The organism is Sphingopyxis sp. RIFCSPHIGHO2_12_FULL_65_19 (assembly GCF_001830555.1).
Lineage (GTDB): Bacteria > Pseudomonadota > Alphaproteobacteria > Sphingomonadales > Sphingomonadaceae > Sphingopyxis.
The window spans coordinates 219829-243569 of the sequence record NZ_MIAM01000049.1 but is presented as its reverse complement, the minus strand read 5'-3'; the positions used below and the strand labels follow the sequence as shown (position 1 = coordinate 243569).

General features: G+C 61.9%; 22 protein-coding genes and 1 pseudogene. 14 read left to right on the top strand and 9 right to left on the bottom strand.

Going from position 1 to position 23741, the window contains the following annotated elements; genetic code table 11:
• The first annotated feature begins 77 nt into the window (after positions 1-77).
• Together A3E77_RS14500 and A3E77_RS14495 are read left to right on the top strand one after the other, a co-directional pair.
• Positions 78-704: a peroxiredoxin gene (locus A3E77_RS14500; RefSeq protein WP_293647161.1), complete on the top strand. Its 627-nt coding sequence runs from the start codon at positions 78-80 to the stop codon at positions 702-704.
• On the top strand, positions 701-1105 hold the full coding sequence (locus A3E77_RS14495) for an ArsR/SmtB family transcription factor (RefSeq protein WP_293647159.1): 405 nt from the start codon (positions 701-703) through the stop codon (positions 1103-1105). Before A3E77_RS14500 ends, A3E77_RS14495 begins: the two co-directional genes overlap by 4 nt.
• Before the next feature lie 152 nt (positions 1106-1257).
• Here the strand turns inward: A3E77_RS14495 and A3E77_RS14490 are convergent, their stop codons facing one another.
• The 4 genes from A3E77_RS14490 to A3E77_RS14475 all read right to left on the bottom strand — a co-directional run bounded on the left by A3E77_RS14490 (position 1258) and on the right by A3E77_RS14475 (position 5896).
• Positions 1258-1812 (bottom strand): fasciclin domain-containing protein, encoded by a 555-nt coding sequence (locus tag A3E77_RS14490; protein WP_293647157.1) that lies wholly within the window; start codon positions 1810-1812, stop codon positions 1258-1260.
• A gap of 98 nt (positions 1813-1910) precedes the next feature.
• Positions 1911-3440 (bottom strand): cryptochrome/photolyase family protein, encoded by a 1530-nt coding sequence (locus tag A3E77_RS14485; protein ID WP_293647209.1) that lies wholly within the window; start codon positions 3438-3440, stop codon positions 1911-1913.
• Between the two features lie 2 nt (positions 3441-3442).
• The gene (locus A3E77_RS14480) at positions 3443-4816 is read right to left on the bottom strand and encodes a cryptochrome/photolyase family protein (protein WP_293647155.1); all 1374 of its coding nucleotides are present in this window, start codon (positions 4814-4816) and stop codon (positions 3443-3445) included.
• Between the two features lie 93 nt (positions 4817-4909).
• Positions 4910-5896: an NAD(P)/FAD-dependent oxidoreductase gene (locus tag A3E77_RS14475; protein WP_293647153.1), complete on the bottom strand. Its 987-nt coding sequence runs from the start codon at positions 5894-5896 to the stop codon at positions 4910-4912.
• A 196-nt stretch (positions 5897-6092) separates the two neighbouring features.
• Here A3E77_RS14475 and A3E77_RS14470 point away from each other — a divergent pair, with 196 nt between their 5' ends.
• The 3 genes and pseudogenes from A3E77_RS14470 (at position 6093) to A3E77_RS14460 (ending at position 8804) form a co-directional block, all read left to right on the top strand.
• Positions 6093-6680 (top strand): PAS domain-containing protein, encoded by a 588-nt coding sequence (locus A3E77_RS14470; protein ID WP_293647151.1) that lies wholly within the window; start codon positions 6093-6095, stop codon positions 6678-6680.
• 103 nt (positions 6681-6783) lie between these two features.
• Positions 6784-7509 (top strand): SDR family NAD(P)-dependent oxidoreductase, encoded by a 726-nt coding sequence (locus A3E77_RS14465; RefSeq protein ID WP_293647149.1) that lies wholly within the window; start codon positions 6784-6786, stop codon positions 7507-7509.
• Between the two features lie 511 nt (positions 7510-8020).
• Positions 8021-8804, top strand: a pseudogene (locus A3E77_RS14460) (IS5 family transposase).
• Here the strand turns inward: A3E77_RS14460 and A3E77_RS14455 are convergent.
• Positions 8805-9722, bottom strand: a complete 918-nt coding sequence (locus tag A3E77_RS14455) for a LysR family transcriptional regulator (RefSeq protein ID WP_293647147.1) — start codon at positions 9720-9722, stop codon at positions 8805-8807.
• 99 nt (positions 9723-9821) lie between these two features.
• On the opposite strand from A3E77_RS14455, the gene A3E77_RS14450 reads away from it, so the two are divergent.
• Both A3E77_RS14450 and A3E77_RS14445 read left to right on the top strand, forming a co-directional pair.
• Positions 9822-10196 carry a nuclear transport factor 2 family protein gene (locus A3E77_RS14450; protein WP_293647145.1) on the top strand — a complete coding sequence of 125 codons (375 nt, stop codon included), beginning with the start codon at positions 9822-9824 and terminating at the stop codon, positions 10194-10196.
• Positions 10193-10981, top strand: coding sequence for an SDR family oxidoreductase (locus tag A3E77_RS14445; protein ID WP_293647143.1), 789 nt, complete (start codon positions 10193-10195; stop codon positions 10979-10981). The genes A3E77_RS14450 and A3E77_RS14445 overlap by 4 nt, the downstream gene beginning before the upstream one ends.
• A gap of 237 nt (positions 10982-11218) precedes the next feature.
• On the opposite strand, the gene A3E77_RS14440 is transcribed toward A3E77_RS14445, so the two are convergent.
• Both A3E77_RS14440 and A3E77_RS14435 read right to left on the bottom strand, forming a co-directional pair.
• Positions 11219-12334, bottom strand: a complete 1116-nt coding sequence (locus A3E77_RS14440; protein WP_293647141.1) for a serine hydrolase domain-containing protein — start codon at positions 12332-12334, stop codon at positions 11219-11221.
• Positions 12335-12344: 10 nt separating this feature from the next.
• Complete coding sequence (locus A3E77_RS14435) at positions 12345-12626, bottom strand: TonB-dependent receptor (RefSeq protein ID WP_293647139.1); 282 nt, start codon at positions 12624-12626, stop codon at positions 12345-12347.
• A gap of 42 nt (positions 12627-12668) precedes the next feature.
• Here A3E77_RS14435 and A3E77_RS14430 point away from each other — a divergent pair, with 42 nt between their 5' ends.
• The 6 genes from A3E77_RS14430 (at position 12669) to A3E77_RS14405 (ending at position 19838) form a co-directional block, all read left to right on the top strand.
• Positions 12669-14384 carry a DUF7662 domain-containing protein gene (locus A3E77_RS14430; RefSeq protein WP_293647137.1) on the top strand — a complete coding sequence of 572 codons (1716 nt, stop codon included), beginning with the start codon at positions 12669-12671 and terminating at the stop codon, positions 14382-14384.
• 40 nt (positions 14385-14424) lie between these two features.
• Positions 14425-15366: a hypothetical protein gene (locus tag A3E77_RS14425; RefSeq protein WP_293647135.1), complete on the top strand. Its 942-nt coding sequence runs from the start codon at positions 14425-14427 to the stop codon at positions 15364-15366.
• A gap of 646 nt (positions 15367-16012) precedes the next feature.
• On the top strand, positions 16013-17191 hold the full coding sequence (locus tag A3E77_RS14420; protein ID WP_293647133.1) for a hypothetical protein: 1179 nt from the start codon (positions 16013-16015) through the stop codon (positions 17189-17191).
• A 1-nt stretch (position 17192) separates the two neighbouring features.
• Positions 17193-17657, top strand: coding sequence for a hypothetical protein (locus A3E77_RS14415; protein ID WP_293647131.1), 465 nt, complete (start codon positions 17193-17195; stop codon positions 17655-17657).
• A gap of 20 nt (positions 17658-17677) precedes the next feature.
• Positions 17678-18586 (top strand): DUF6615 family protein, encoded by a 909-nt coding sequence (locus tag A3E77_RS14410; protein WP_293647129.1) that lies wholly within the window; start codon positions 17678-17680, stop codon positions 18584-18586.
• Between the two features lie 43 nt (positions 18587-18629).
• The gene (locus A3E77_RS14405; RefSeq protein ID WP_293647127.1) at positions 18630-19838 is read left to right on the top strand and encodes a phospholipase D family protein; all 1209 of its coding nucleotides are present in this window, start codon (positions 18630-18632) and stop codon (positions 19836-19838) included.
• A gap of 20 nt (positions 19839-19858) precedes the next feature.
• On the opposite strand, the gene A3E77_RS14400 is transcribed toward A3E77_RS14405, so the two are convergent.
• On the bottom strand, positions 19859-20005 hold the full coding sequence (locus tag A3E77_RS14400) for a hypothetical protein (protein WP_293647125.1): 147 nt from the start codon (positions 20003-20005) through the stop codon (positions 19859-19861).
• Between the two features lie 382 nt (positions 20006-20387).
• Here A3E77_RS14400 and A3E77_RS14395 point away from each other — a divergent pair, with 382 nt between their 5' ends.
• Entirely contained in the window at positions 20388-21005 is a 618-nt protein-coding gene (locus tag A3E77_RS14395) for a response regulator transcription factor (protein ID WP_058538755.1), read from the top strand.
• Here A3E77_RS14395 and A3E77_RS14390 read toward each other — a convergent pair.
• The gene (locus tag A3E77_RS14390; RefSeq protein ID WP_293647123.1) at positions 20991-23240 is read right to left on the bottom strand and encodes a sensor histidine kinase; all 2250 of its coding nucleotides are present in this window, start codon (positions 23238-23240) and stop codon (positions 20991-20993) included. The genes A3E77_RS14395 and A3E77_RS14390 overlap by 15 nt on opposite strands.
• Between the last annotated feature and the right edge of the window lie 501 nt (positions 23241-23741).

Genomic DNA, 23741 nt, shown 5'->3' with positions numbered 1-23741 from the left:
ATTATGTAAATGAATAGATTGATTGCGTCAACCCGGCTCGAAAGGCAAGGGGTGGCGGCCACGCAAAGGGAAGGCGAATGACTGAGATGACCGACGCCCCGCGACCGCTCGGACTGGGCGATTCCGCGCCGAATTTCACCGCGCGCTCGACGAAGGGGCAGCTTGCGCTGTCCGACTATCGCGGGCGCTGGCTCGTCTTTTTTTCGCACCCGGCCGACTTCACGCCGGTCTGCACCAGCGAGTTCATCGCCTTCGCGAAAGCAAAAGCGGGCTTCGAGGCGCTGGGATGCGCGCTGCTCGGCCTGTCGGTCGACAGTCTTTACGCCCACCTCGCGTGGGTTCGCGCGATCGAGGCGCATTTCGGCATCGCGATCGACTTCCCGATCGTCGAAGACCCCAGCATGGCGGTCGGCCGTGCCTATGGCATGATCGACGCCGCGGCGCAGGACAGCGCGGCCGTGCGGTCGACCTATATCATCGATCCCGACGGCATCGTCCGCGCGATCACGGTCTATCCGCACACTGTCGGCCGCTCGGTCGACGAGATTTTGCGCACCGTCGCGGCGCTCCAGCAGACCGCCGACGGCACGCGGCTGACACCCGAAGGCTGGCGGCCGGGCGATGCCTTCCTCGCGCCGCCGTCCGAAAAGGTGATGGAAGGCGACGACCTGGGCTGGTTCTGCCGCACCATGGATGCGCCATGAGCGCGATTTACGAGGATCGGGCGCTAGCCGACAAGGCGGTGGAAAAGCTGCGCGTCTATGCCCAGCCGCAGCGACTGATGATCCTGTCGTGCCTGCTCCGCGGCGAGCGGACGGTCGGTGAGATCGAGGCGGCGACGGCCATCGGCCAACCTGCCCTCAGCCAGCAACTCGCAGAACTGCGCCGCGGCGATTTGGTCAAGACGCGCCGGGCGGCGAAGCAGGTCTATTACGACCTTGCCGACGACAGCGTCGCACTTTGCGTTCGGAGCATGGAGGCGATTTTTACCGGCGGCGCGGCTAGCGCGCGTGAATTGACATCCGCCATCGCCGCCGAACCCTCCGCGCCGACCGCGGCACCGCCTGCTGTCGGCGCCGCGGCTTTCGCAAAGATCGGGAATTAGGTCCGGCGGGATAGCCGACCGCCTCGTCCGCGCCGTCCCCTTTGGCATCGCGTGGCCGGGATCGGCCTGAAGGGCCGAAGACGGCTCGCCAACAGGACAGCGCAGCGAGGGGGACTGGCCGAAACGCCCGCGCCGCGCCGCAGCCTGTCGCGTCAGGCGGGCAGCAGGACGCCGTCGATGACGTGGATCACGCCATTCGATTGCAGGACATCGGCAGGACCGATCTGGGCCTTGCCGCCCTTGGCATCGCTGACATACCATGCGCCGTCCTTCTGCCAGACGGTCAGTTTTTCGCCCTGGACGGTCGTCAGCACGGCCTTGCCGCCGCCTGCACGCGCCTGCGCCGCAATATCCGCGGCGGTCAGCCGGCCCGGCACGACATGATAGGTCAGCACACCCGTCAAAGCCGCCTTGTTTTCGGGCTTCAGAAGCGTGTCGACCGTTCCGGCGGGAAGCTTCGCAAAGGCGTCGTTCGTCGGTGCAAACACCGTGAAAGGTCCGGGCGATGCCAGCGTATCGACAAGACCGGCGGCCTTGACGGCGGCGACCAGCGTGGTGTGATCCTTCGATGCGGCCGCGTTTTCGACGATATTCTTGGTCTCGTACATCGCGGCGCCGCCGACCATCGGGTTCTTGGCGACTGCAACGCCGCCGGCCGCGGACAGGGCGGCGGCCGCAATGGCAAGTGCGATTCGGGAAATTGACATCAAGCTATCCTTTTCCAACCTAGGCCCCGGGGGATGGGACGCATCAAAACTAGGCGGCGGGCGCGCGCACCGCGACCTGTCCTTTGGTGCGGGGCGGGTCAGTAGCAGTCGTCGGCGGTGTCCAAAGAATCGAGAATGGCTTGCGCAGAGGCCCGGATCTGGCGCTGTTCCGATGCCGGGCGGCCATGCCAGTTTTTCACTGCCAGCTGCATTCTCGGAATCATCTTCAGCCGCTCGGAATGCCGCGCGATGAAATCCCAGTAGAGAGAGTTGAACGGGCAGGCGTCGGCGCCGTGTCGGCTTTGCACGTCGTAACGGCATCCACTGCAATAATCCGACATCCGGTTGATATAGGCGCCGCTTGCCACATAGGGCTTGGACGCGAGCAGCCCGCCGTCGGCAAACTGGCTCATCCCGATCGTGTTCGGAAGCTCCACCCACTCATAGGCGTCGGCATAGACGGCAAGATACCAGCGATGGACTTCACCGGGGTCGATCCCGGCGAGGAGCGCGAAATTTCCGGTTACCATCAGCCGCTGGATATGATGCGCATAGGCCTCCTCGCGCGTCTGGCGAACGCACGCCGCGACGCAGGCCATGTCGGTCTTCGCGGTCCAGTAGAAACCGGGCAGGGGGCGCGTCGCCCCCAGCGCATTTTCCGTGGCATAGCCCGGCATACGCCACCAATAGAGGCCGCGCACATATTCGCGCCAGCCAAGGATCTGGCGAATGAAGCCCTCGGCCGCGTTGATCGGGACGGCACCCTCGCGATAGGCGCGGTCGACCGCCGCGCACACTGCGCGCGGGTCGAGAAGGCCGATATTCAGATATTGCGCGATCACCGCATGATAGAGGAATTTTTCGCCGTCGAGCATCGCGTCCTGAAACGTGCCGAACCGCGCGAGGCGGTTTGCGACGAACTCGTCGAAGGCCGTTTCGGCATCGCGCCGCGTCACCGCGAACCAAAAGGGCGCGATGTCACCGAAATTGTCGGGAAAAGCGCGCTCGACCATCGCGATGACCTGCTGCGTCACCGCATCGGGCGGAAAGCGCGGAGGCCGGGTCATTAACAGGTCGCGCGATGCGGCCTTGCGATTTTCGGCGTCGAAGTTCCATTGTCCGCCGACGGGCTCGTCCCCCTCCATCAGCAATCCCGTCCGGCGGCGCATCATGCGATAGAAATATTCCATCCGAAGCTGCGCGCGACCTTCGGCCCAATGCACGAAGTCCGCCGGGCTGGCGAAGAAGCGGTCGTCGGGCACGATCGTCGTCCGGCGCCATCGCCGCATGATTTCGGCAAGGCGAAATTCCCCCGCCGCGGTCACGCGAAGCGGCAGGTCGCCCAGGCGGTCGCGCGCCCGCGCGACCTCGCCGTCCAGCGAGCCGCTGTTCGCCGGATCGTCCAGCGTCACATAATCGACCTGCCAGCCGGCCGCGCGCAACGCGGCCGCGAAATGGCGCATCGCCGAAAAAACAAACACCAGCTTCTTGCGGTGGTGCGGCACATAGGCCGCCTCGTCGGCGACCTCGGCCATCAATATCCGCGTCTCGGCGGGGTCCAGATCCCGCAGCGACGAAATATCGGTGCACAGCTGGTCGCCCAGCACCAGCACGAGCTGGCGCACCATGGTCAATCGCGCAGGCCTTCCCAGACGGCGAGGGCGCGGGCCCGGGCGGCCTGGTGACCGATCAGCGGCGCGGGATAGCCCGCGACGGCGGCGTCCTGGCCGTGCGCCGCGACGATTTCGGCGTCGGACAGATGCGCGATTTCGGGCACGAAGCTGCGCACATAATCCCCCATCGCGAACCGCTCGCACTGCAATATCGGCGACATGATCCGCGAGAATACGGGCGCATCGACGCCCGTCCCGGCGACATATTGCCAGTTCATCGCATTGGACCCAAGGTCGGCGTCGAGCAGCGTATCCCAGAACCAGCGTTCCCCCCGGCGCCAGTCGATCAGCAGGTGCTTGACGAGGAAAGAGGCGACGATCATCCGCACCCGATTGTGCATCCAGCCGGTTTGCCAAAGCTCGCGCATTCCCGCATCGACGACGGGATAACCCGTCCGACCGCGCGTCCACGCCGCAAAGTCGCTGTCCGCTTCGGGGCCATATCGCCACGCGAGCGTCCCGAACCGCTCGCGTCCCGGCCAGTCGCCATAACCCGGCATTTGGTCGACAAGATTGATGCCATGTTCGCGCCAGCCAAGCTCCGAACGGTAACAGGCGACCCCCGGATCGTCGCGCTCGCCCAGCGCATGCCACAGCGCGCGCGGCGTCAATTCGCCAAAGTGCAGATGCGGCGAAAGGCGCGACGTCGCCGGGCGCGAGGGAAAATCGCGGTTCGCTTTATAGTCACCGGCAAGCGGCATCCAGTCGCGCGCCGCGCGCCACGCGCCTTTCTCTCCCGGCTGCCATCCGGTGAATCCCTGGGCCCAATCGGGGTTCGTCGGCTTGAGTGCCCAATCGGACAGCGATTCGGAGGCGGGCCATTGTTCGGGGGCCTCAATATGGTCGGGCGGCGCGAGCGGTAGCGCCGGCGGCATTCGTTCGAGAAGCTTGCGATACCATGGCGTGTAGACGCTGTAACGGCCACCGCCCGCGTTGGTAACGCTGTCGGGCGCGGCCAGATAATTGCCGTCGTGAAGGACCAGCTCGGCGGCGCCCGCAACCTGTTTGTCCGCCGCTTTCCACCAGGGTTCGTAACAGCGGGTGGCATGGATTCGATTGCTGCCCGTCTCGCCGCATATCTTCGCGAGTTCTTCGGCGGCGCGCCCACGCCGCAGGAGCAGGCGGCTGCCGCGCTTGCGCAGGCTCGCATCGAGCGCGGCAAGGCTGCCGTCGAGCCACCAACGCTGTGCGCCGCCGATGGCCCAGCGACCCGGTCCCTCGTCGTCGAGGATATACAGCGGGATGACCGCGCCCTCGGCCGCAGCGGCGACAAGCGCGGGATGGTCGCTGACCCGAAGGTCCTGGCGAAACCAGAGGATGGTCGGGGGCATGGGCGTCTCTTCGGTTCGGCGCGGCCGGGCGGTGGTTTCCACCCTCTGCGCATCGGGGGCATGGTGCGGCCAGATGGCCTTTGGGTCAGGTCGCTAGGGGACGTCTGCAATCACGGTGGGCCTCGGCGCGTCATCGGACATCCGCGACAGCATGATCGCCTCGCCCAGCGCATGGCCCGTCTGCCACGCAAATTCGGCAAAGCCATGGGACAGCCAGTCGCCGCACGCACCAAGGCCGATGTCGGCATTCCACAGCAGTCGGCGATCCTGCCCCGACGGCTGCGCAAACAGCCAGCGGTGCGCCGACGCATGCAGGGGGTGCGGCAGTTCATATTCCGCCAGTCGGCCGAGTTCCGCAAGAAGCAGCGCGCAGATCGAACCGCTTTCATGCGTCAAATGCGCTTCCGACCAGTCCCAACTGCCTTGCACCACCCAGCGTTCGCCGGGCGTCCTTCCCGGCTTGGCGCTGTCGCGCACGGCGCAGGCGAGCGGCCCCGATCCGCGGACAAAGTCGCTCAAACCCCGAAGCGGTTCGGCAAAGGCGAACATGGCGCTCCAGCAAGGATAGGATCGGACGGACATCGCCGCGCGCGCCATCTCGAAATCATGCAGCGACAGCAGCGGCGCGGCCTGCTCTGCCGGAATCGCGATCACCGCGATATCGAACTCGCCCAGGCGCTGCGCCTCGCTGTGCAAGGTCCAGCCCGCCGGGCCTCGGGTCAATGCCGTGACCGGACAGGACAGCCTCACGTCCAGATCGCGCGCCATGGCCTTGAGCGGGGTGTTGATCGAGGGGGTTCCGACCCAGCCGTCTTCGCCCGCGGCCGACCATCGCGCGACCAGCTCGTCGCGTTCCCAGCCTTCCACCAGCGCCCGAAATTCGGCCGATCGCGCGGTGAAATGGGTCGCGCCCTGATCGAAAGCAATCTCGCCGCGCTTCGTCTTCACGCGCCGCGTCGCCAGCCGCCCGCCGACGCCGCGCGCCTTGTCGAACAGCGTCACGCCGATCCCCGCATCGCGAAGGCGGGACGCGCAGGCGATGCCGGCGATGCCGGCCCCGACGATGGCGACGCGCGTCACATTCGCCTCCGTCGGGACGCGCGGCCAGTCGCCGGTTGCATCGGGGGTCGGGCAGATTGGCGCTTATGGCCGTCGTGCAATCGCCGCAGGTTTTTGTCGAAGCTGTATGTCATCAGGACAGCGGGCTTGCATGAGGCACCCGAATTGTCGCAACATGTCCCTTGGGGCACTTCCTGGGAGAGCAGGTCATAATCCTATGTCATTGAAGACGATGATTGCGGCGAGTCCGATCGCCGCGGTGATCAGCGACCCCCGACTGCCCGACAATCCCATCGTCGAATGCAATGCCGCCTTTGCGGCCTTGACCGGCTATGAAGCGGACGAGATCATCGGCCGGAATTGTCGCTTTCTGTCGGGGCCGGATACCGAACCCGAATTGACCGATGCCTTGCGCAGCGCCATCCATGAACGGCGCCCCGCGCTGGTCGAAATTCTCAACTATCGCAAGGATGGGACGCCCTTCCGCAACGCGGTGCTGGTGGCGCCGATCTTCGGCGCCGATGGCAATCTCGAATATTTCCTGGGGTCTCAGGTGGAAGTCGATGCGGCCGGCGAGCTGCCCGCGGGCCGGGCGGCCCGCGCCCGCGAACAGATCGAAGCCTTGTCGCCGCGCCAGCGGGAGGTGTTGAAGCTGATGGCGGGCGGCCAGCTCAACAAGCAGATTGCCTACGCCCTGTCGCTATCGGAACGCACCATCAAAATGCACCGCGCGGCCCTGCTCCGGGCGCTCGGCGTCGAAACGACCGCCGACGCGATCCGGCTCGCCGTCGAGGCCGGCTATTGATCGGCGCCACGGGAATTGCCCCCAAAGCCATATACCCCCGCCCCGCGGCATCGCCTATCGCGTCATCGGCCCGCGCACGGGCGATGCAATCTGGAGGATCGCGATGGCGGGCAAGCGCGCGCTGATAATCGGCAGCAGCGGCGGGATCGGCGGCGCACTGGTCGATGCGCTCGATGCCTCGGGTGATTTCGAGCGCATTTATGCGGGAAGTCGGCAGCCGCCTGGTCGGGCGCGGAACTCCATATATCCGCTGACAATCGATATTCTCGACGAGTCGATCATGGCGGCGGCCGCGGCAGAAATATCGCGCGAAGGACTGCTCGACCTGGTCATCGTGGCGAGCGGTCTTTTGCACCGCGACGCGGCGATCCGTCCCGAAAAAAGTTTTCGTCAGATCGATGCGGCGTCGCTGACCGAACTGCTGGCGGTCAACAGCATTGGCCCGGCACTCGCCGCGAAACATTTCCTGCCGCTGCTGGCGGTTGATCGCCGCGCGGTAATAGCATTTCTGTCGGCCCGCGTTGGTTCGATCGGTGACAACAGGCTGGGCGGCTGGCACGGATACCGGGCGTCCAAGGCGGCGCTCAACGCGCTCGTGCGCTGTTTTTCCATCGAACTCGTGCGGAGCAACCCCGAAGCCATTGCCGTTGCGCTCCATCCCGGAACGGTCGACACGCGCTTGTCGGCGCCTTTTCAGGCGCGCCTCAGACCCGGATCGCTCTTCTCCGCGCGGGAGAGCGCCGCGCATTTATTGGCCGTCATCGGCCAGCTCTCGCCCGCTGAGAGTGGCGGCCTCTTCGGCTGGGACGGCCGCCGGATTCCCTATTGAGGCCCCAAATTGCGGCGACAATTTTCCTGCCCCATAAATTCCCCGCCGCTGAGAACTCCCTTTCCGACAAAATCGCCGTGCTTTAGCGTCGTCGCCATGGTGGGCAGCGGCTCTCATCTACCTTCGCGCGGGCATGGTGCGGCGCTCGCGGCCAAGTGGTTTCCCAAAAGTGGCAATCCGCGCCGAACGTCCCGGCCTCGCGGGATCAGCGCAGATCGACGAATGACGCCGATCGGCTGCGCAAATATCTTGCACGCTTCGATCTCGATTGGATCAGCGTTACGGGCAAGTAGATGCGTCGAGCGCCGCCCGAGAGTGTGATCAACACCACGGCGCCCCGATGCGACTGAGAATGTCGGCTATCCGAATACTTGCCGGCAAAGCTGAGAGGCTCAAATCGGCCATTTCAGCGTTACGTATCGGCAAGCTCCGCTTCAAAATTCACTAGGGTCAGGACCCATTGATTTGGTGTGACGGCTGTGATTCAGGCTCTCGGTGAGGAGCCTGAATGATGAGTGATTTGTATTGGCTGACGGACGAGCAGATGGCGCGTCTTCAGCCGTATTTTCCGAAGAGCCATGGCCGCGAACGGGTCGACGATCGACGGGTTTTGAGCGGGATAATCTTTGTCAACCGCAATGGGCTGAGGTGGCGCGATGCGCCGAGGGAGTATGGCCCGGCGAAGACGCTTTATAATCGCTGGAAGCGGTGGAGCGACAAAGGCATCTTCATCCGCATGATGGAGGGCTTGGCCACACCTCAGGCGCCAGAGCGCAAGACGATCATGATCGACGCGACCCCGGCCTTCGCCGGGGCAGGCTCTATTTGAAGGCCCACCGCACGGCGTCGAGCCTTGGGGTAAAAAAGGGGGCCCGGGACGCCTGATCGGCCGCACGAAAGGCGGTATGAACACCAAGCTTCATGCCGTGACCGATGCAAATGGCCGCCCGATAAGCTTCTTCATGACCGCCGGGCAGGTCAGCGATTACACGGGCGCGGCCGCTTTGCTCGACAGTCTGCCCAAAGCGCAATGGATGCTCGCCGACCGGGGCTATGATGCCGACTGGTTCCGCGATGCCTTGCAGGAAAAGGGCATCACGCCCTGCATCCCGGGCCGGAAAATACGGAACAAGACCGTCAAATACGACAAGCGCCGCTACAAACGCCGCAACCGCATCGAGATCATGTTCGGCCGCCCCAAGGACTGGAGACGGGTCGCAACACGCTACGATCGGTGCCCGAAAGCCTTCTTCTCCGCCGTCGCCCTCGCCGCAACCGTCATCTTCTGGCTCTGATCAATGAGTCCTGACCCTAGTCGCGGAAGCGCGCTCGCGGGCTAATGCCAGAAACGCTGCAAGGCCGGCGGAAGGATGCCTTCGGCCCGGATAATAGAGGCTGAGGCCCGGGAAGGACGGGGTCCAATCCTCGAGCAGGCGGACGAGCCGTCCGTCTTTTATGTCGGCAACCACATCCTGTTCAAAGAAAAAGCCGATCCCAAAGTCCGACAGCACCGTCGCACGCGAGAGCGCAAGTTCGTCGAACGTCATGGACCCGCTCACCTCGACTTGTGCGGTGTCGCCGCCTTTCTCGAAATGCCAGCGGTAAAGCGAACCATCGGGTAAGCGGATGCGGATGCAGGCATGGCTATGCAGATCGGTCGGCACAAGCGGACGCGGCCGCCCCGCCAGATAGGCAGGGGAAGCGACAACGGCGAAACGCTGGAGCTCGCCAAGCGACAGGGCGATCATGTCGGACGGGATGAGCGAAGCGACGCGAACGCCGAGATCGAAACCTTCGGCAACGATGTCGCGCAACAGTCCCTCGGTCACCAGATCGACATGCATGTCGGGGTAACGGCGGGAATATTCCAGGAGAAGGTCGGTGAAGGCAGGCGAGCGCGCGGCGAAGGGCGGCGCATTGATGCGCAGCGTCCCCGCAGGAGTCGCGCGGCGTTCACGGACGATCTCTATGGCTTCGCGCACGTCCTGAAGCGAGGGGCCGAGGCGATCGACGAAAATCCGTCCCGCATCGGTCAGCGCCACGCTCCGCGTTGTCCGGTTGAACAGGCGCACGCCCAGCTCGGCTTCGATCCTTGCGATCATATGGCTGAGCGCGGTCGTCGACATGCCGAGATCGATGGCAGCTTGCCGGAAAGATGTGCGCCGCGCCACCGCCAGCACTGCGTCGAAATCTCGAAGCGCCAGTCGCGACATTATCCCGAATCCTTCACTACATCATCCATGATTGGCCCACTTATTAGAATAGTGGCCGACCCCTAATATGGAGGCAAGTCAAACCGAAGGAGACTTGTCATGCAGACCGATACCCCAGCCGATGACCGCCGCGATACCGAAACGGTCGTAAAAGCGTTACCCAAGCCGATAGCCGATTATATCGAGGCTAACGCCCGGCTCGATGTGGATGCCATGTTGCAACCCTTCGCGTCCGATGCGGTTCTCGTCGACGTCGGACGCCGTCTCGAAGGTTACGCGGAACTCAGGACCTTGTTCGAGGAAGAGGTCGTGGCGGTAAAGGCGATCTTCACGCCTGATGGCATCCGTCACGAGAATGGTCAGGTCGTTGTCGAAGGCCCCGCCCATGGCGACTTCAAGGGCAGCCCGATCCGCTTCACCTATCGCTTCGCGCTCGAAAACGACGCGATCAAGACGCTGGAGATCACGCTATGAGCATTCAGGCTGATCCGGCCGAGTTTGCAGGCAAGCGCGTGGTCGTCAGTGGCGGCACCAAGGGTCTGGGCCGCGCCACCGTCGAGCGCTTCCTCGCTGGTGGTGCCCGTGTCATCACCGCCGCCCGCGGCAACCCCGAGCCCGTTGCCGGTGCCGAGTTCGTCCGGGCCGACCTGACGACGGCCGAGGGCAGCGAAATGCTGGCTGCCGCGGCGCTCGCAAATATGGGCGGTGTAGACATCATCGCCCATGTGATCGGCGGCTCGTCTTCGCCGGGGGGCGGCTTTGCCGCCTTGACCGACGATCACTGGCTCGCCGAGCTGAACCTGAACCTTCTCGCCACGGTCCGCCTGGATCGCTTCCTCGTCCCGTACATGATCGAACAGGGCGTAGGCGCGGTGGTGCATGTAACCTCCATCCAGTCGATCCTCCCGCTTCCGGAATCGACCACCGGCTACGCCGCCGCGAAGGCTGCGCTCCGGACTTACAGCAAATCGATCTCCAAGGAACTGGGACCGAAGGGCGTGCGGGTCAACGCCGTCTCTCCCGGTTGGATCATGACCGAGTCGGCCGCTGACTTCCTGGAGCGACTTCAGGCTGCCACCGGCGGTACAATCGAAGAGGCCCGCCAAGCCGTCCTTGACGGTTTGGGCGGGATCCCGATCGGACGTGGAGCGGAGCCCTATGAGGTTGCCGATCTCATCGCCTATCTGGCGTCGGATCGCGCCGCCGCGATCCACGGCGCAGAATTCATCATCGACGGAGGCACCGTTCGCACCGTCTGAGGACATGCTCCGACGTCCGCACCAATGGCGGGCGTCGGTTGCGACAGGCCTTGGCAGAAGGTGAGAGCATCCGGTTCACACCGAGAGGGTGGAAGGTCGAATATCTGTTAGGCCGAAAGGGGGCTGGCAAGCGGTCTGACCGCAACCGGCCAAAGCTAGTATCCTGCATCGGCTATCTCGAGCCAATCATATACGTGGCGAGGGGCTGATAACCACGCGTTGGTCTGTCGGGATCCCCTAGATGCATGCGTAAGCGGCGTTTATCAGGGCCACGTCCCGCGGATCGTCGCGAAGCATCGTTCCCATCCTGTTCATTGTGTAGCTCATCGCGAGCTTTGCATGGGGATCGGCGAAGGCAAAGGATCCGCCCCATCCCGAATGACCGAAGGCCGCCTTGTTCGGACCATAGATTCCATCCGAATTGACGAGGAAGCCAGCGGCCCATTGTGCCGGCATCCCGAGAACGAGGTCGACGCCTTCGATGCGCGGCTGCGTTGCGGCAGCTAGCGTCGCGGGATTTACCAGTCGGTTGGTGAAACGGGCGTAAAGCCGTGCGAGTGCGGCCGCATTCGAATGACCGTTTGCCGAGACGAGATCGGCGGCGCACCAGGCCGGCTCGTTGGGGAGCCGCGGGTCGAGGGGCGGATTGGCCAGCGCGGCGATCTGTGCCGGCGTGAGTTGTCCGATATCGGCCGAACTCATCTCCGGCGGAGCGATGATCTCTGCGCGGCGCGCCTCGTCTTCGCTCGCAAGACCTATAGAGATATCGAGAGCCAGCTTGCCCGCGAGTTCGTCCCGCACAAAGGCCTTGAGCGACCGGCCGTCGATCCGGCGGAACAATTCGGTCGCAAGGATGCCGATGCTGATCGCATGATAGCCCGACCCGCTGCCTGGTTTCCAGAAGGGGGCCTGCGCGGCGAGCCTGGCGGCAGCTTCCGCGCCGGCGAACAGGTCGACGACGGATGCGGGTGATGCAAAGCCACTGAGTCCCGACTGGTGCGAGAGCAGCATGCCGATAGTCACGCCCTCCTTGCCCTCGGCGCTGAATTCGGGCCAATGGCGCGCGACGGGATCGTCGTAGGACAGAAGCCCTCGATCGGCGAGCAAGGCGAAGCAGATTGCGCCGACGCCCTTGGTCGTCGACCAGAGATTGACGAGCGTGTCGGCCGTCCATTTCTGCGTCCGCGCATTGTCGCGCCATCCGCCATGCAGGTCGACGACTGGATTGCCGTCCACGATAAGGCAGAGCGCCGCGCCGACGTCGCCGCGCTCGGCGAAATTCCCTTTGAATGCTGCTTTCACTGCGTCGAAGCGAGGGTCGCAATGGCCGGAAATCGGTACGTACATGGTCATTTTTTGTTCCTCAGTAGCGGAAGCTGAGTTCGACGCCATAGGTGCGCGGCGCGTTGTAGATGCGGTTGACGATGCCGAGCGAGGCGAGGTTGACGCCGGAGACGACATAGCGCTCCCTGGTGAGGTTGCGCCCCCAGAGCGCGACTTCCCACCCGTCCTTCTCGCCGGCAAGCGACACGCGCGCGTTGAATAGCCAGTAGGGCTTCGACGATATCAGCGGATCGTTCGAGGCCTCCTTGAACGCCGACGAGGCATAGCGCGTGGCCCCCGCAACAAGGCTCGCATTCGCCATCTAAGGGATGTTTGGGACGGCGATAGAAACTTTGGTGTCGTCATGCTGGTCGCGAAGGACACGACCGCGAATTCGCGGTCGACGGTCGGCCGATGGCCTGACGAGCACCTCACCATGCACCTTGAAGCGTTTAATGCCGAGACCGGCGAGTTCAGAGCGCGCGGTACACGGAAAGCCGATGCTGTCGCGCAGCGAGACAGCCGAAAATACAAGCCGCTGTTCGACTATCTCTCAATGCAGACCGCCGCATCGCTTTTACTGCCACTCAGCTCGATTGAGGAGATAGTTGGATGGTTACCTGACGGGGCCGCTACGTCGCAGTTTTGGGCCAATACGCAATATCATTTGTCGCGGCGAAGCGCTTGGCTCGATGCCGGATATCACGCCTTCTACGATGCCGGACGCAGATCGGTACGCTTCGAGCGGGTAGCGACGCCGAATAACCCTTCGTCGTCGGGTTGGACGGATGATGAACTCGAAGCCTGTGTCGGAGCCTATCGCCAACTTTGGACCGCGCAGCAGAAAGGCACGAAACTGAACAAGTCGGCCTTACGGCGTGAGATATTGGCGACGGCGCTCTCAGCCCGAAATCACAGCGCCTACGAAAGGCGCATGCAGAATATCTCGGCGGTTTTGGCTGCAATGAATCTGGAATGGGTGAAGGGATACGCACCGCTTGACAATATGGGCGCTGTCCGCAGCCGGGTCGATCGCATGGTCACGCAAACTTGGAGGGAGGTGCCGCGCCTCCACATTGTCACAAGGAAGGGCGATGTTCGCTCGGCGTTCCGAAAATGGCAGGCGGCCATCCTGGAGGCTGCGCAATATGACCGCAAGATCGGATGGCTGCCCGACGAGCAAATTGCTGTTGCCTCATACGGCGATGCACCCGATGGCGAGTTGCACGAGAAGGCAACCTTGGGCGTCGATCCGTTCGGTCGCGACTGGTCCGTCCAGATCAATATCCCCTCGGATCCGAAAACCGAAAACGGATCAAGCGCTGTCGCGCGCGACGAGCTGGGACGCTTGTATATGATCAGACAGGGTACGCTGCACGAGAACAACCAGTCAGCACGTGTCGATGAGATCGACTTCCGTGATTTGAGCGGGATGACGCCGGCGGATGTGCGGCTGAAAGGCGAGGCGGCGCATCGCCTTTGGTTCATCGTTACCCCGATCACCGATTATGCAGACGAAATGCGACGCAACACCGCCAGATTTGTAAAAATCTGCGCGGCACTGCGCGTTCCTGAAGGCGTTGATCGAGCGCAGGCCAAGGCGGATGCGGCGGAGATTATGGACCGGTTTGGTCGCGACGAGGAAGGGGGCAGTTCCACCTTCTGGTCGCAAGGAGGCAGCCGCACGATGCGCAAGCGCCATGGTGAAGTTTGGCAGGCGCTAAAAGAAATACTGAAAACAGCCGACAAGGATTTGCGTAAACCTATCCCAGCGCGGGGCTACGACACGGACGGCGAAATCGATGGGGAAGACGGTGGCATCTTGGTCGAGATTAAGACGGGATTCTCTGCTGTCGATGTTTACGCCGGCACCGGTCAGTTACTCCTTTATTCTAAAATGCTTGCACGCCTTGACGGTCATCGAAAAATATTGCTCCTCCCTAGGAAACCACAGGCTGTTCTCTGCGAGGCACTAGAGCAGGTCGGTATAGAGCTTCACTTCTTCGATGTCGCCGATGACAACGATTGGAGCAGCGCAACCTTCTCGCGCAGCTTTCTCGACCGATGCGGTGTGCCATAAGCACAGCGCCTCGTGGGTGCCCCAATAGGAATGCTATTTGATGCTAACGCATGATCCCCAGCTCTTCAACCAACTCGCCGCGACGGCCGACGCTGCTGTGTGCGATGTTCTCGATCGTGGCGGGGCGCGGACGCCGCGCGCCTGCGGAGAGGTGAGCGCAGTTCGAGCGCTCACGCTCGATGGCTTCGATGCGATCGCTGCGGCGTGGACGCCGCTTCTGCGACCGACGTTTCATCGCCTGGAACTGACCGCGATCTTCACCCACTCCCGGCCGCATGTCCGCTACACCCCGGTCCGCTATACCAGAGGAACCGGGCGGTGTGAGCTTGCGGACCTCCTTATCGTCATCGATCATCAGGATTATGGCGGCACAATCGACGATCGACGCGCGGTGCTCGTCCAAGCCAAACGTTGCAAAAAAGGCCAGATTAAGCTGTCCGGGCCCGATTGGACCCAATATGAGCTTCTAGCTGATCTGCCCCAGTTCACCTTTGTCGATTCCAGCTATGACCCTCGCCCTCGCGACCTGAAGGGCATGCCCCTGATTGGCGATCCTTCCGTCACGGCGGAATATGGCGGCGTCGATCTCGCTCTTACGCCCCGTCGCTGGTCCCATTGGCTCCCAGCGCGTCCGAATGGCTTTCAGGCGGAAATCAGGATAGGCCAGTATCTCTCACTGATGGCCATGGGCGGGGGATATTGCGGTCGCGAGGCAGAGCCCGGCGGCAATGACGACTGGTCTTTCACCGTCGACGAACTGCTCCGGGTAACCGGTGCGCTTCCAATCGTGCAGAGCGCACCTGGCGTGCTTCGTCAAAATAGCAATGTGATCGGATTCATCCACGATGCCGCACCGTATCTATCGGTACCACGCGGTCTGAGCGCTGGCGGACCGGAGAAGCCCGAGGAAGACGAATACTGGCCAGAAGGTCCGATCAGTGTCGCGCATCTGACCCTTCGACAGGACGAAAAGACTGGCTGATTGGCGTGCATGCAAGCGCTCAGAATCGAGCGGCACGATATCACTCCCGCGCTCAAGGCAGCAAGCGGCCAGCCTCCTTGAGGGGGCAGAGCATCCCGTTTACACCGAGAGGGTCGGTGATCTAATGTCGGCTTAGCCGCGACCGCGTCCCAAAAGCCGCCTGACCGCAACCGGCCAAATACAGCGATTGCGCCTACTCGCAGGATCGCGCCGATCTCAGCGGACAATCTTGTGATTGTCGTCATATCCAATCGAGGAGCCATTAAGTATGATCCGCGATTTTTGTGCATCAAGATAATGGAAACTGTCTCATTCTGGATATTATTGTTTGCCCCGATGCGGTTGATATGATGGAAGTGCTGGTGGGCGCCGTGTATGTCAGTGGTCGTCGGCCGCTTCCGTCTTGCGTTTGAGGTTGTCGCCCGGGGAATGAAGAACTCTATATTACTGAAAAACAGAGATCGCTCTTCGATCGATATTGCCTCCTCCATCAGCGGTCGGGGCTATTGGGAAGCGTTCAAGAACTTCGGGCTTGCCGGATTGGGTGATCCGGAATTGTTTGGCCAAGCGACCGCGCCAGCCCGTTCGTGGCGGGGGGATGATGAATACGATATTTTGGTCTTGGCAGAGCGACCTCGATCCGCGCGTGACGCGCAACTTCGTGAGGGACGTTCTCGCTCTGGCGATCGACGATCTCGATGCCGAACTGGAAGAGCGGCATGAACTCACCTCCGACACCAAGGGCGTCGCAGGGTCGCCGGACATCGTCGCGACCATCCTTGCGAAGATCGAGGCGGCGAAAGTGTTCGTCGGCGATGTGACACCAATCGCCATATCTCGAGGCGGGAAGGCGCTCGCCAATCCCAATGTGCTTATCGAACTTGGCTATGCCAAACGCGCCATCGGCCTTGAGCGGGTCATTCTTGTATGGAATACGGCATTTGAGGGCGCGACGATCGAACAGCTTCCATTCGACATGCGCGGGCGCCGGGCGCCTCTTTCCTTTCATCTCCCAGAGGGCGCCGGGCCAGCCGAGCTCAAAGTCGAGCGCGAGACGCTGCGGGCGGCAATCCGCGAAGCACTTCGTCTGTCGATCGCCGTGTCGACACCTGCGACGGACGAGCCGGTCCCGCCGCAATGGCAGGAGGGGCATGCATCTAATCCGGCACTTTGGTTCGATCCCGCGCAGCCGATCACAATCAACGAGGATGGCTTCCCGGGTACGAAGACCATTCATCCCGGCCCTTATGGCTATGTAAGGATTAAGCCGCGCACATGGTCCCCGCCGGCCGATCCGAGCGGGGACGGTCTCCGCCCTTATATTCTCGGGCCTACACAGGGCTATAGCTGGGGCGCCACGAAGGGCGGCTTTCTCGTCTACAGTGGCAGCCTGCGTGCTGCGGGCGAACGGCCGCTCGACAATATGGTGATGCAGTTCCGCGCCACAGGCGAGCTTTGGGGCGTCGATCCCTTCATCGCCAGGCGCGACGAGACCAGCTATTTCTTTTCCGATGCGCTCATTGCGCACGCCAATGAATTTATCGACCTGAACATACCGGTCCTTCAGCGTCAGGGCGCGTCCGGGCCGTTCGATGTCCTGATCGGCGTAACCGAACTGACCGGTTTGCATTGGGTCAGCGACACGCGCTGGGGCGGGCGGCCCGTGGCGCTCGAGGAGGCTGGTCGCGCGGAATTCACCCTGAAAGGCGCGAGCGAGGAAGAACGGCTTGCTGCGTTCGATAGAGCCTGGGGGGAGATTGCAGCCGCCTTTGGCGTCCCGCAGCCGCCGCGTTCCATCCTTGTGAAACAGATCCGGGGATATTGAGATGGCAGCATCGACGATTTCGCCTCCCGGCGCGGAGGATGCGATGCTCCACCGCGCTTTTTGCCGGTCCGCGGGGCGCCTGATTGCATTTCTCGAGCACAACAGGGGCGGCAACAGCGATGGCGAAAAACTCAAATTCCCATACTCCCGCTTGTTCCCCCAAAATTGCTGCGAGGGCGTGTCGGCGATCTTCAGTATCCTGCTTGCAGAAAAATATGGCCTGAAGGATGTCGCCATCATTCGCGGCACCGATCCGGGCCCGTACGAGCATCATTTCTGGGTGCGCGCGGGCGGGCGCATCTACGATCTGACAGCGCAGCAGTTCGGCGGACTTGAGCCCGTCTTCGGTGCTCTCGAACATCCGCTCGCCGTGAAATTTTCCGACCAGACTGAAAGGGGCGAAACCGATGCCGTAGATCGGGACGAAATCATCGCACTCTACCACCGCGACATCATTCCTTTTTGAAAAGGGCGCGCTTCATGCACATGGCATTGTTGAATTCGCTCCTCGAGCTCGCGCATGCGACCTCGGAGAATCTTGCCTTCGCGCACCGGAAAGATGTCGATGTCAGCTATGGCGAGGAAACGATCACCGAGACCAACCTTCTCGAACTTCGGCGCCGGCATCCCGACATGATCACGCTGAAGACCTTCGGCAAGAAATTGGAAGCAAAAAATGGTGCGGACTGGGAGTGGCACATTATCGGACGCGCCAGATCCTTTGGAATGCGGGTTCAGGCAAAGCGGCTGCAACAGGACGATGTCCTCAAGATCCGGCACATCGTGAAATCCTCGGGCGAGGAGCAGATCGATTTGCTGACCAAGGATGCGGAAATACACGGCCTCATGCCGGTATATTGCTTCTATTCTTCCGAGCTCCAGCGTCAGAAATGGAAGGTCAGCAGCGATCACCACGGCCTGACAAGCCCGTTCGAATTCGGTTGCCTGCTCGCCAATGCGGACAGGGTGAAGGCCAAAAAGCCGACATCGCTGGCCGCCATCGAGGCGGATTGCGTTCCCTGGCACTATCTCGCCGACCGGCGCCGGTTTCGCCGACTTGCGAGGATCGGAATCGTCGAGGACGGGACGACGACGCAGTTTCTGAGCGCGGAAGGTATTCTTCAACTGCCGGTCGCGGAAACGGCAGGGCCGGATCCTGCCCTCGGCGATATATTCCCGACGATCGACGAGCTGAACAATTTCGATATCGAGATGCCGGGCCGGACGGGCATCTTCGAACATCGGAGCGACGTTATCCGGCCTGAGATGTCCGAAGAAATATTTCACAAACGAAGGATCAGCAGGCTCATCGAGATCGATGTTCGCGGCCTTCCCTTCGACGAAGATGAACCTGTCGTGCTCCCCGAAGCGCCGCCCGATCCCCGTCCATGGTGACGGTGCTCAAAGGGCGTTACCGGGAGCCGCAAGGGGAGGGAAAATGAAAGTTTCGATTCTGGATGCGCGTTCGCTGCGCAAGACCTTGCTTCGCCTCATCACGAAACATGACGAGATATATATGGCGGTCGCCTGGGCGGATGCCGGCCCCGTTGCCGACCGGCTGATCGAGCACAAACGAAAGTTCCGGTCGGTGACCGTCGGCCTCGATTTCTGCGCCACCGATCCCGACTTCGTGGATTCCATCCGGAAAGTACCGAATGCTTATGTCTTCAAGAAGCCCGGAGCATGCTTCCACCCCAAGGCCTTTCTCTTTCTGACCGGCGACCAAGCCGAGGCGATTGTCGGCAGTGCGAATTTTACCAATGGCGGGCTCGGGTCGAATGTCGAAACCTGCCTCCACCTTCGCTGCGATGCCGGCGAGGCGGTGATCGCAGACCTCCTTACCACCTTCGAATCCTATGCCGCGCATCGCCAGCCGGTGACCAAAGAGCTGGCGAAGGCCTATCGGCGCCAGGCGGAGCTAGCGGCCAATCGGCCGCGCCCACCCGCACCGGTGCTGCCGTCGGAACCCGAAGCGTTCCGGCGCATCGATTCCGACCTTCTCAAAATGAGCTGGCCAGCCTTCATCCGCGAGGTGCGAAAGGATCCGAACCATCATTTCCCGACACGGATGAAGTTTCTGCGCTATCTCCAGTCGCTCTTTGCAAGAACCGAAACATTCGGAGAACTGTCGGTTTCCGAGTGGAAGGCCGTAGCGGGCATTGTCCACCCCGACGCCGTTGCCGATTCAGGCCTCGAAAAATATCAGATCGGCTGGTTCGGCTCCATGCAGGGCTCGGGTGCCTTTACCAATTTGGTAGTGAGCCAGAACAGCGGCATTGCGAAGGCCATTGACGCAATTCCGCGTCGAGGTCCGGTGACGAAGGCAGACTATGAAGAATTCTGTGGCCTTTTCATCGCCGCATTCTCCAACTCCGCAAGGACCGGGCGATACCCGACAGCAACAAGGCTCCTGGCGATGAAACGCCCCGATGTTTTTGTCTGTGTGAACAAGGGCAACAAGGCCAATCTGGCGGAAGCGCTTTGTTTCGCACCCTCTACATTGAGCCTCGAAAACTACTGGGAGCGTGTAGTTGAACCTATCGGCTTCGCGACTTGGTATAACGCCAAACGGCCGATCGGCGCCGATGCCGAAGCCTGGGATTGCCGCGCCGCCCTTGCGGATGCGCTCTACTATAAGGAAGTTTGACGAGGCGCGCCGGATCCGGTTCATAGCGGCAATGTTGCGCGCGCCATCAGCCCGCCTTCGGCATGATTGGCAAGCGTGAGGTCGCCGCCATGCGCGGCGCGCGCTGCTGAGGCCGAGGCCGAGGCCGAGGCCCACCCCGCCAGTGTCGCGGTTGCGCGATTCTTCAAGGCGCATATTCGGGTCAGGGAGCGCTGACTATCTGTCTTCGCGCTCCAGGTTGATTCGCTCGCTAGTTCATTCGAGGATCGGATCGCTGATCCTGCATTAACAGCACAGTATCGGCCCACCTTGTTGATAGGCGTCGCGCATCTCGCTTACGCCAATAGAATCGATGACAGAATGTCCACTTTGCTGGGAACGCGCCCGAAAGCTGCCTGACTGCAATCGGCCAGTACCGGTTCCGGTATCGCCCAGAAAGAGCGCTTGGCCGTAATGTGAAGCGCGACCCTTTTTCGCGCCCGGAGTCCGACCCCCAACCACCCCGCATTATTTCGGGTTGCGGCAGGTGAATAATCTGCGGAGAAGCATCTGGGGAGGAGAGAGTGGGGCATGACGGTGCAGCATAATGTCTTGATCGTCGACGATCACCGTATCACCCAAAGCGGTCTGCGGTTCCTTTTTGGTTCGCTCGATCGCTTCGTCGTTGTCGACGCGCTCGATTGCGGCGCGATGGTCAATGCTTTCGTACAGTCGCAACCGATCGACTTGGTTATCCTCGATCTCAACTTGCCCGACGTGCGGGGTATAAATGTTCTCGCCGAGATCGTCGGGTCGCGCGACATGACGGTTATCATCCTGACTGGTGAAACGAACCTTGCCGAGATTCATTCGGCGCTCAAACTGGGCGCGCGTGCTGTCGTGAGCAAATCGGACCCGCTCGATCACATTGTCGCCGCCTGCGACGCAGCGCTGGCGGGCGAGGTCTATATTTCGCCGCATATCGAAGAAGCGCTCGGCAAGTTTCAGCAATCCCCCGTTGCGCTGTCCTCGCGGCAGATGGCCATCCTCCACTATCTGGCACAGGGTGAGACAAACAAGGAGATCGCTTATCGTCTTGCGATCGCGCCCCCGACCGTATCTTTCCATATTGCCGAACTGCGGCGTAAACTCGACGTCCCGCATAACCGCAGGATCGTCGAGCGCGCGAATGAGCTAAACCTTCTTTGACGCAGCCAACAGAAGGGGATGGTGCGTCAGTTCGCGGCAAACGGGTTTGATCGCCACCATCGTGACAAGCTGGCCGAGCCGCCCGCGCGTGACTGTGCTGTCATCATAGGTCACGGCGAGGACAGGTTTTGGTTCGCTGCCGGATGAAGCCAATTCCAACTCGAAATCCCTGCGTTGATCGAAGTCGAGAACCGTCCATTCGGGCAAGCCCGCTTGCAATTCGTCCGTTGAGATCGGCGTAACGACAACGGAAGCTGCGGGGAGGGTTATCCGGATCTCCGTGCCGTGGCTGGTCGACGAAAAGATTTTGAGGGTTCCCCGAAGCACTTCGACGATGCGTTTCGCCGATCCGAAACCGGAGCCGGTTCCCTCTGTCGTTTCATTTCCTCGAACGCGCGCCCTGCCTCCGCTGTTCAAGGCGGCCATGATGTCTGCAGGCATTCCGCTTCCGGTGTCGGTGATGCTTATCATGGCACGGCCCTCGTCGAGCACGAGGGCGATGTGGGCGCCGCCAGTCTGCGTATATTGATAGCAATTGCTCAGCAGATTTGCGAGCGCGCGCATCAGGAGCGGTTTGTCCGAAATGATCATGACGTCGTCCGCGACGCTGACCGTCAGTGTCAGCTTTTTGTTTGCGAAGGGCGTCTTGAACATCATCGTCAGCGGCTCGATCAACGCTTGGCCGCGAAAGGCCCCGAGTGCGACGAATTGAGCATCGCCCGCGGCGATGTTGGCGCCGGAAATGGTGGTCGTCACGATTTCGTTCAGATAGTTGGCGGAGCTTTGGAGCATCCCGATCAGCGCCGGATCGTCGCCCGGCTTTCCCCGACGCTTCAGAACCGCAACCGCACTATTGAGTGCAAGGATGACCTGCCGGCTGTCGTGGCCGGACGCGTGAAGCAGCGCGTTCTGGCTGTGCACGGTTTCGAGCGCATAGGCCTTTTCTTCAGCAAGCCGCTTTGCCCGTTCGCTGATCTCGAGGCGTTCACCAAGCGACTGGGCATAATTGGCGTCGGCGACGAGCTTTTCCCGTTGGATCTTCTTGAGGTTCAGTCCGAGCGCCAATGTTACCATGACTGATTCAAAGAGCCCGACAGGCCCGGAAAGGTGCCAGTTGATCGGTAGCCAGGTGAAGAAGCCCATCGACGCGATCGCGGCATAGAAAATGAACAGCGCGAGGCTGGCCCAGCCTACGAAGAGGGGCCAGAGCTGGGAGCCAAGCTGCTTCATGGCCGCATAGCCCACGAAAGGCAGGAATAACGCCACCCCGACCGCGACGATCCATCCGGACAGGTGGAGAAAAAAGCGAACGTCGGCGGGGTAGAGGGATAGGCCGGGCTGGACCAGCATGACGGCGACGGCGAACAGGATGAGCGCCTTTAGGGTGAGGTCGCTCTTGGGGAAGTTGTCCGCAGTCTTCACGAAACTTCGGCAAAACTGGGCCATCGCGGCCGCAAATCCGCATTTGAAGAAATCTTCGACGGCGACACCGGTCAGCGGCTTGTCGTACAGGAAGAATATGGTGATGTAGCCCTCGGAATGGACCGTGTTGAGCGCAAAAAAAGCTTCCGCGACGGCCAGCCAGAGAAATTCCTTGAAGCCCGTGATCGAGAAGAACAGGAAATTGAGGAGCAGCAGCGTCAGCGCGCCGACGACAACGCCCGACACCATTGAAATATTGGCTCGCCGATCCTTGAAGAAGGTCCCATAGGTTTCGATGCGGAGCGGCATATAGGTCGAATTTTCGGAAACAAATTCGATGACGACCAGCTTTTCCTGCCGCGGTGCAAGCACAAGCTCGGAGCTGAACGCCTGGTAGGTCCCGAGATTTTCGCGGGCGACCTGCGGATCGGTAGCATCGACGACCAGCGCGAGCGCGCGACCTTCAGCTTCATAAAGCCGGAAATGTTTGAGCGAGCCGCGGCCGGTGGTCAGAATCCAGCTTCCCTGCGCGTCGCTTGCATTGCGAACTTTCAGGAGAACGACGGTCCGGGTGCCCGGGGGGCCGAAGTGGATCGTCGATCCCTTTATATGCTGCAGCGGACCGCCGAGAATCGCTTCCAGTTGCGGCGTCCTTGCGACGCCGGGGCGCTTCGCGAACCGAACAAACGAGGCGAGTGCGGGTGCATCTTCTCCAGCCCTGAGATCGAGCAGCGGCAATTTGTCGGAGTTTGCGCGCGCCGGTTGAGCGGCCAGCAGGCAAAAGAACCCAAGGATCGCGTATAAGATCTTCATTATCACCCCCGCCGCCGGGCGGGGACCGAACGCTTATCTGCGTCCAACGGGCGCACGCACAGGTTCGCCCAAGACAAGTTCAACCCACCCCCCGGTGATCTGTCACCCGTAACGGCCAGACACCTCGGTGCAAGCACCGCGGCAACGGTCCGTCGCAAATTCACCCTAAATAACATTGGGTAGACGCGCCGCCGTCCCCGCCACTAGTCATCGCACGCAAAGCCGATGGGTGTTTTTGCCCGAGCGGCTGGGGGCGCAAAATTTCGAGGCGGGGCGGATGAGCCGGAGAGCGCAAAACGTTCTCCGGCAAGTCCCTTGCCTTGCCTGCAACGTCAATGGGGGACTCCGGAATATGTCACGAATCTCGAAATCTCGCCTGCTCGCCACCAGTGCGATTGTCGGCCTTGCAATCGGCCATCTGGCGCCCGCCGCCGCCCAAAATGCGTTCGGCGTTCATAACGACCAGCCCGAGCGGCTCGAAATCGAGGTTGATGATGGCGA

What these genes read in the sequence shown, in the direction of transcription:
- A3E77_RS14500 (WP_293647161.1), top strand. Translation starts at nt 78, where the DNA reads ATGACTGAGATGACCGACGCCCCGCGACCGCTCGGACTGGGCGATTCC.
- A3E77_RS14495 (WP_293647159.1), top strand. Translation starts at nt 701, where the DNA reads ATGAGCGCGATTTACGAGGATCGGGCGCTAGCCGACAAGGCGGTGGAA.
- A3E77_RS14490 (WP_293647157.1), bottom strand. Translation starts at nt 1,812, where the DNA reads ATGTCAATTTCCCGAATCGCACTTGCCATTGCGGCCGCCGCCCTGTCC.
- A3E77_RS14485 (WP_293647209.1), bottom strand. Translation starts at nt 3,440, where the DNA reads ATGGTGCGCCAGCTCGTGCTGGTGCTGGGCGACCAGCTGTGCACCGAT.
- A3E77_RS14480 (WP_293647155.1), bottom strand. Translation starts at nt 4,816, where the DNA reads ATGCCCCCGACCATCCTCTGGTTTCGCCAGGACCTTCGGGTCAGCGAC.
- A3E77_RS14470 (WP_293647151.1), top strand. Translation starts at nt 6,093, where the DNA reads ATGTCATTGAAGACGATGATTGCGGCGAGTCCGATCGCCGCGGTGATC.
- A3E77_RS14465 (WP_293647149.1), top strand. Translation starts at nt 6,784, where the DNA reads ATGGCGGGCAAGCGCGCGCTGATAATCGGCAGCAGCGGCGGGATCGGC.
- A3E77_RS14455 (WP_293647147.1), bottom strand. Translation starts at nt 9,722, where the DNA reads ATGTCGCGACTGGCGCTTCGAGATTTCGACGCAGTGCTGGCGGTGGCG.
- A3E77_RS14450 (WP_293647145.1), top strand. Translation starts at nt 9,822, where the DNA reads ATGCAGACCGATACCCCAGCCGATGACCGCCGCGATACCGAAACGGTC.
- A3E77_RS14445 (WP_293647143.1), top strand. Translation starts at nt 10,193, where the DNA reads ATGAGCATTCAGGCTGATCCGGCCGAGTTTGCAGGCAAGCGCGTGGTC.
- A3E77_RS14440 (WP_293647141.1), bottom strand. Translation starts at nt 12,334, where the DNA reads ATGACCATGTACGTACCGATTTCCGGCCATTGCGACCCTCGCTTCGAC.
- A3E77_RS14435 (WP_293647139.1), bottom strand. Translation starts at nt 12,626, where the DNA reads ATGGCGAATGCGAGCCTTGTTGCGGGGGCCACGCGCTATGCCTCGTCG.
- A3E77_RS14430 (WP_293647137.1), top strand. Translation starts at nt 12,669, where the DNA reads ATGCTGGTCGCGAAGGACACGACCGCGAATTCGCGGTCGACGGTCGGC.
- A3E77_RS14425 (WP_293647135.1), top strand. Translation starts at nt 14,425, where the DNA reads ATGCTAACGCATGATCCCCAGCTCTTCAACCAACTCGCCGCGACGGCC.
- A3E77_RS14415 (WP_293647131.1), top strand. Translation starts at nt 17,193, where the DNA reads ATGGCAGCATCGACGATTTCGCCTCCCGGCGCGGAGGATGCGATGCTC.
- A3E77_RS14410 (WP_293647129.1), top strand. Translation starts at nt 17,678, where the DNA reads ATGGCATTGTTGAATTCGCTCCTCGAGCTCGCGCATGCGACCTCGGAG.
- A3E77_RS14405 (WP_293647127.1), top strand. Translation starts at nt 18,630, where the DNA reads ATGAAAGTTTCGATTCTGGATGCGCGTTCGCTGCGCAAGACCTTGCTT.
- A3E77_RS14395 (WP_058538755.1), top strand. Translation starts at nt 20,388, where the DNA reads ATGACGGTGCAGCATAATGTCTTGATCGTCGACGATCACCGTATCACC.
- A3E77_RS14390 (WP_293647123.1), bottom strand. Translation starts at nt 23,240, where the DNA reads ATGAAGATCTTATACGCGATCCTTGGGTTCTTTTGCCTGCTGGCCGCT.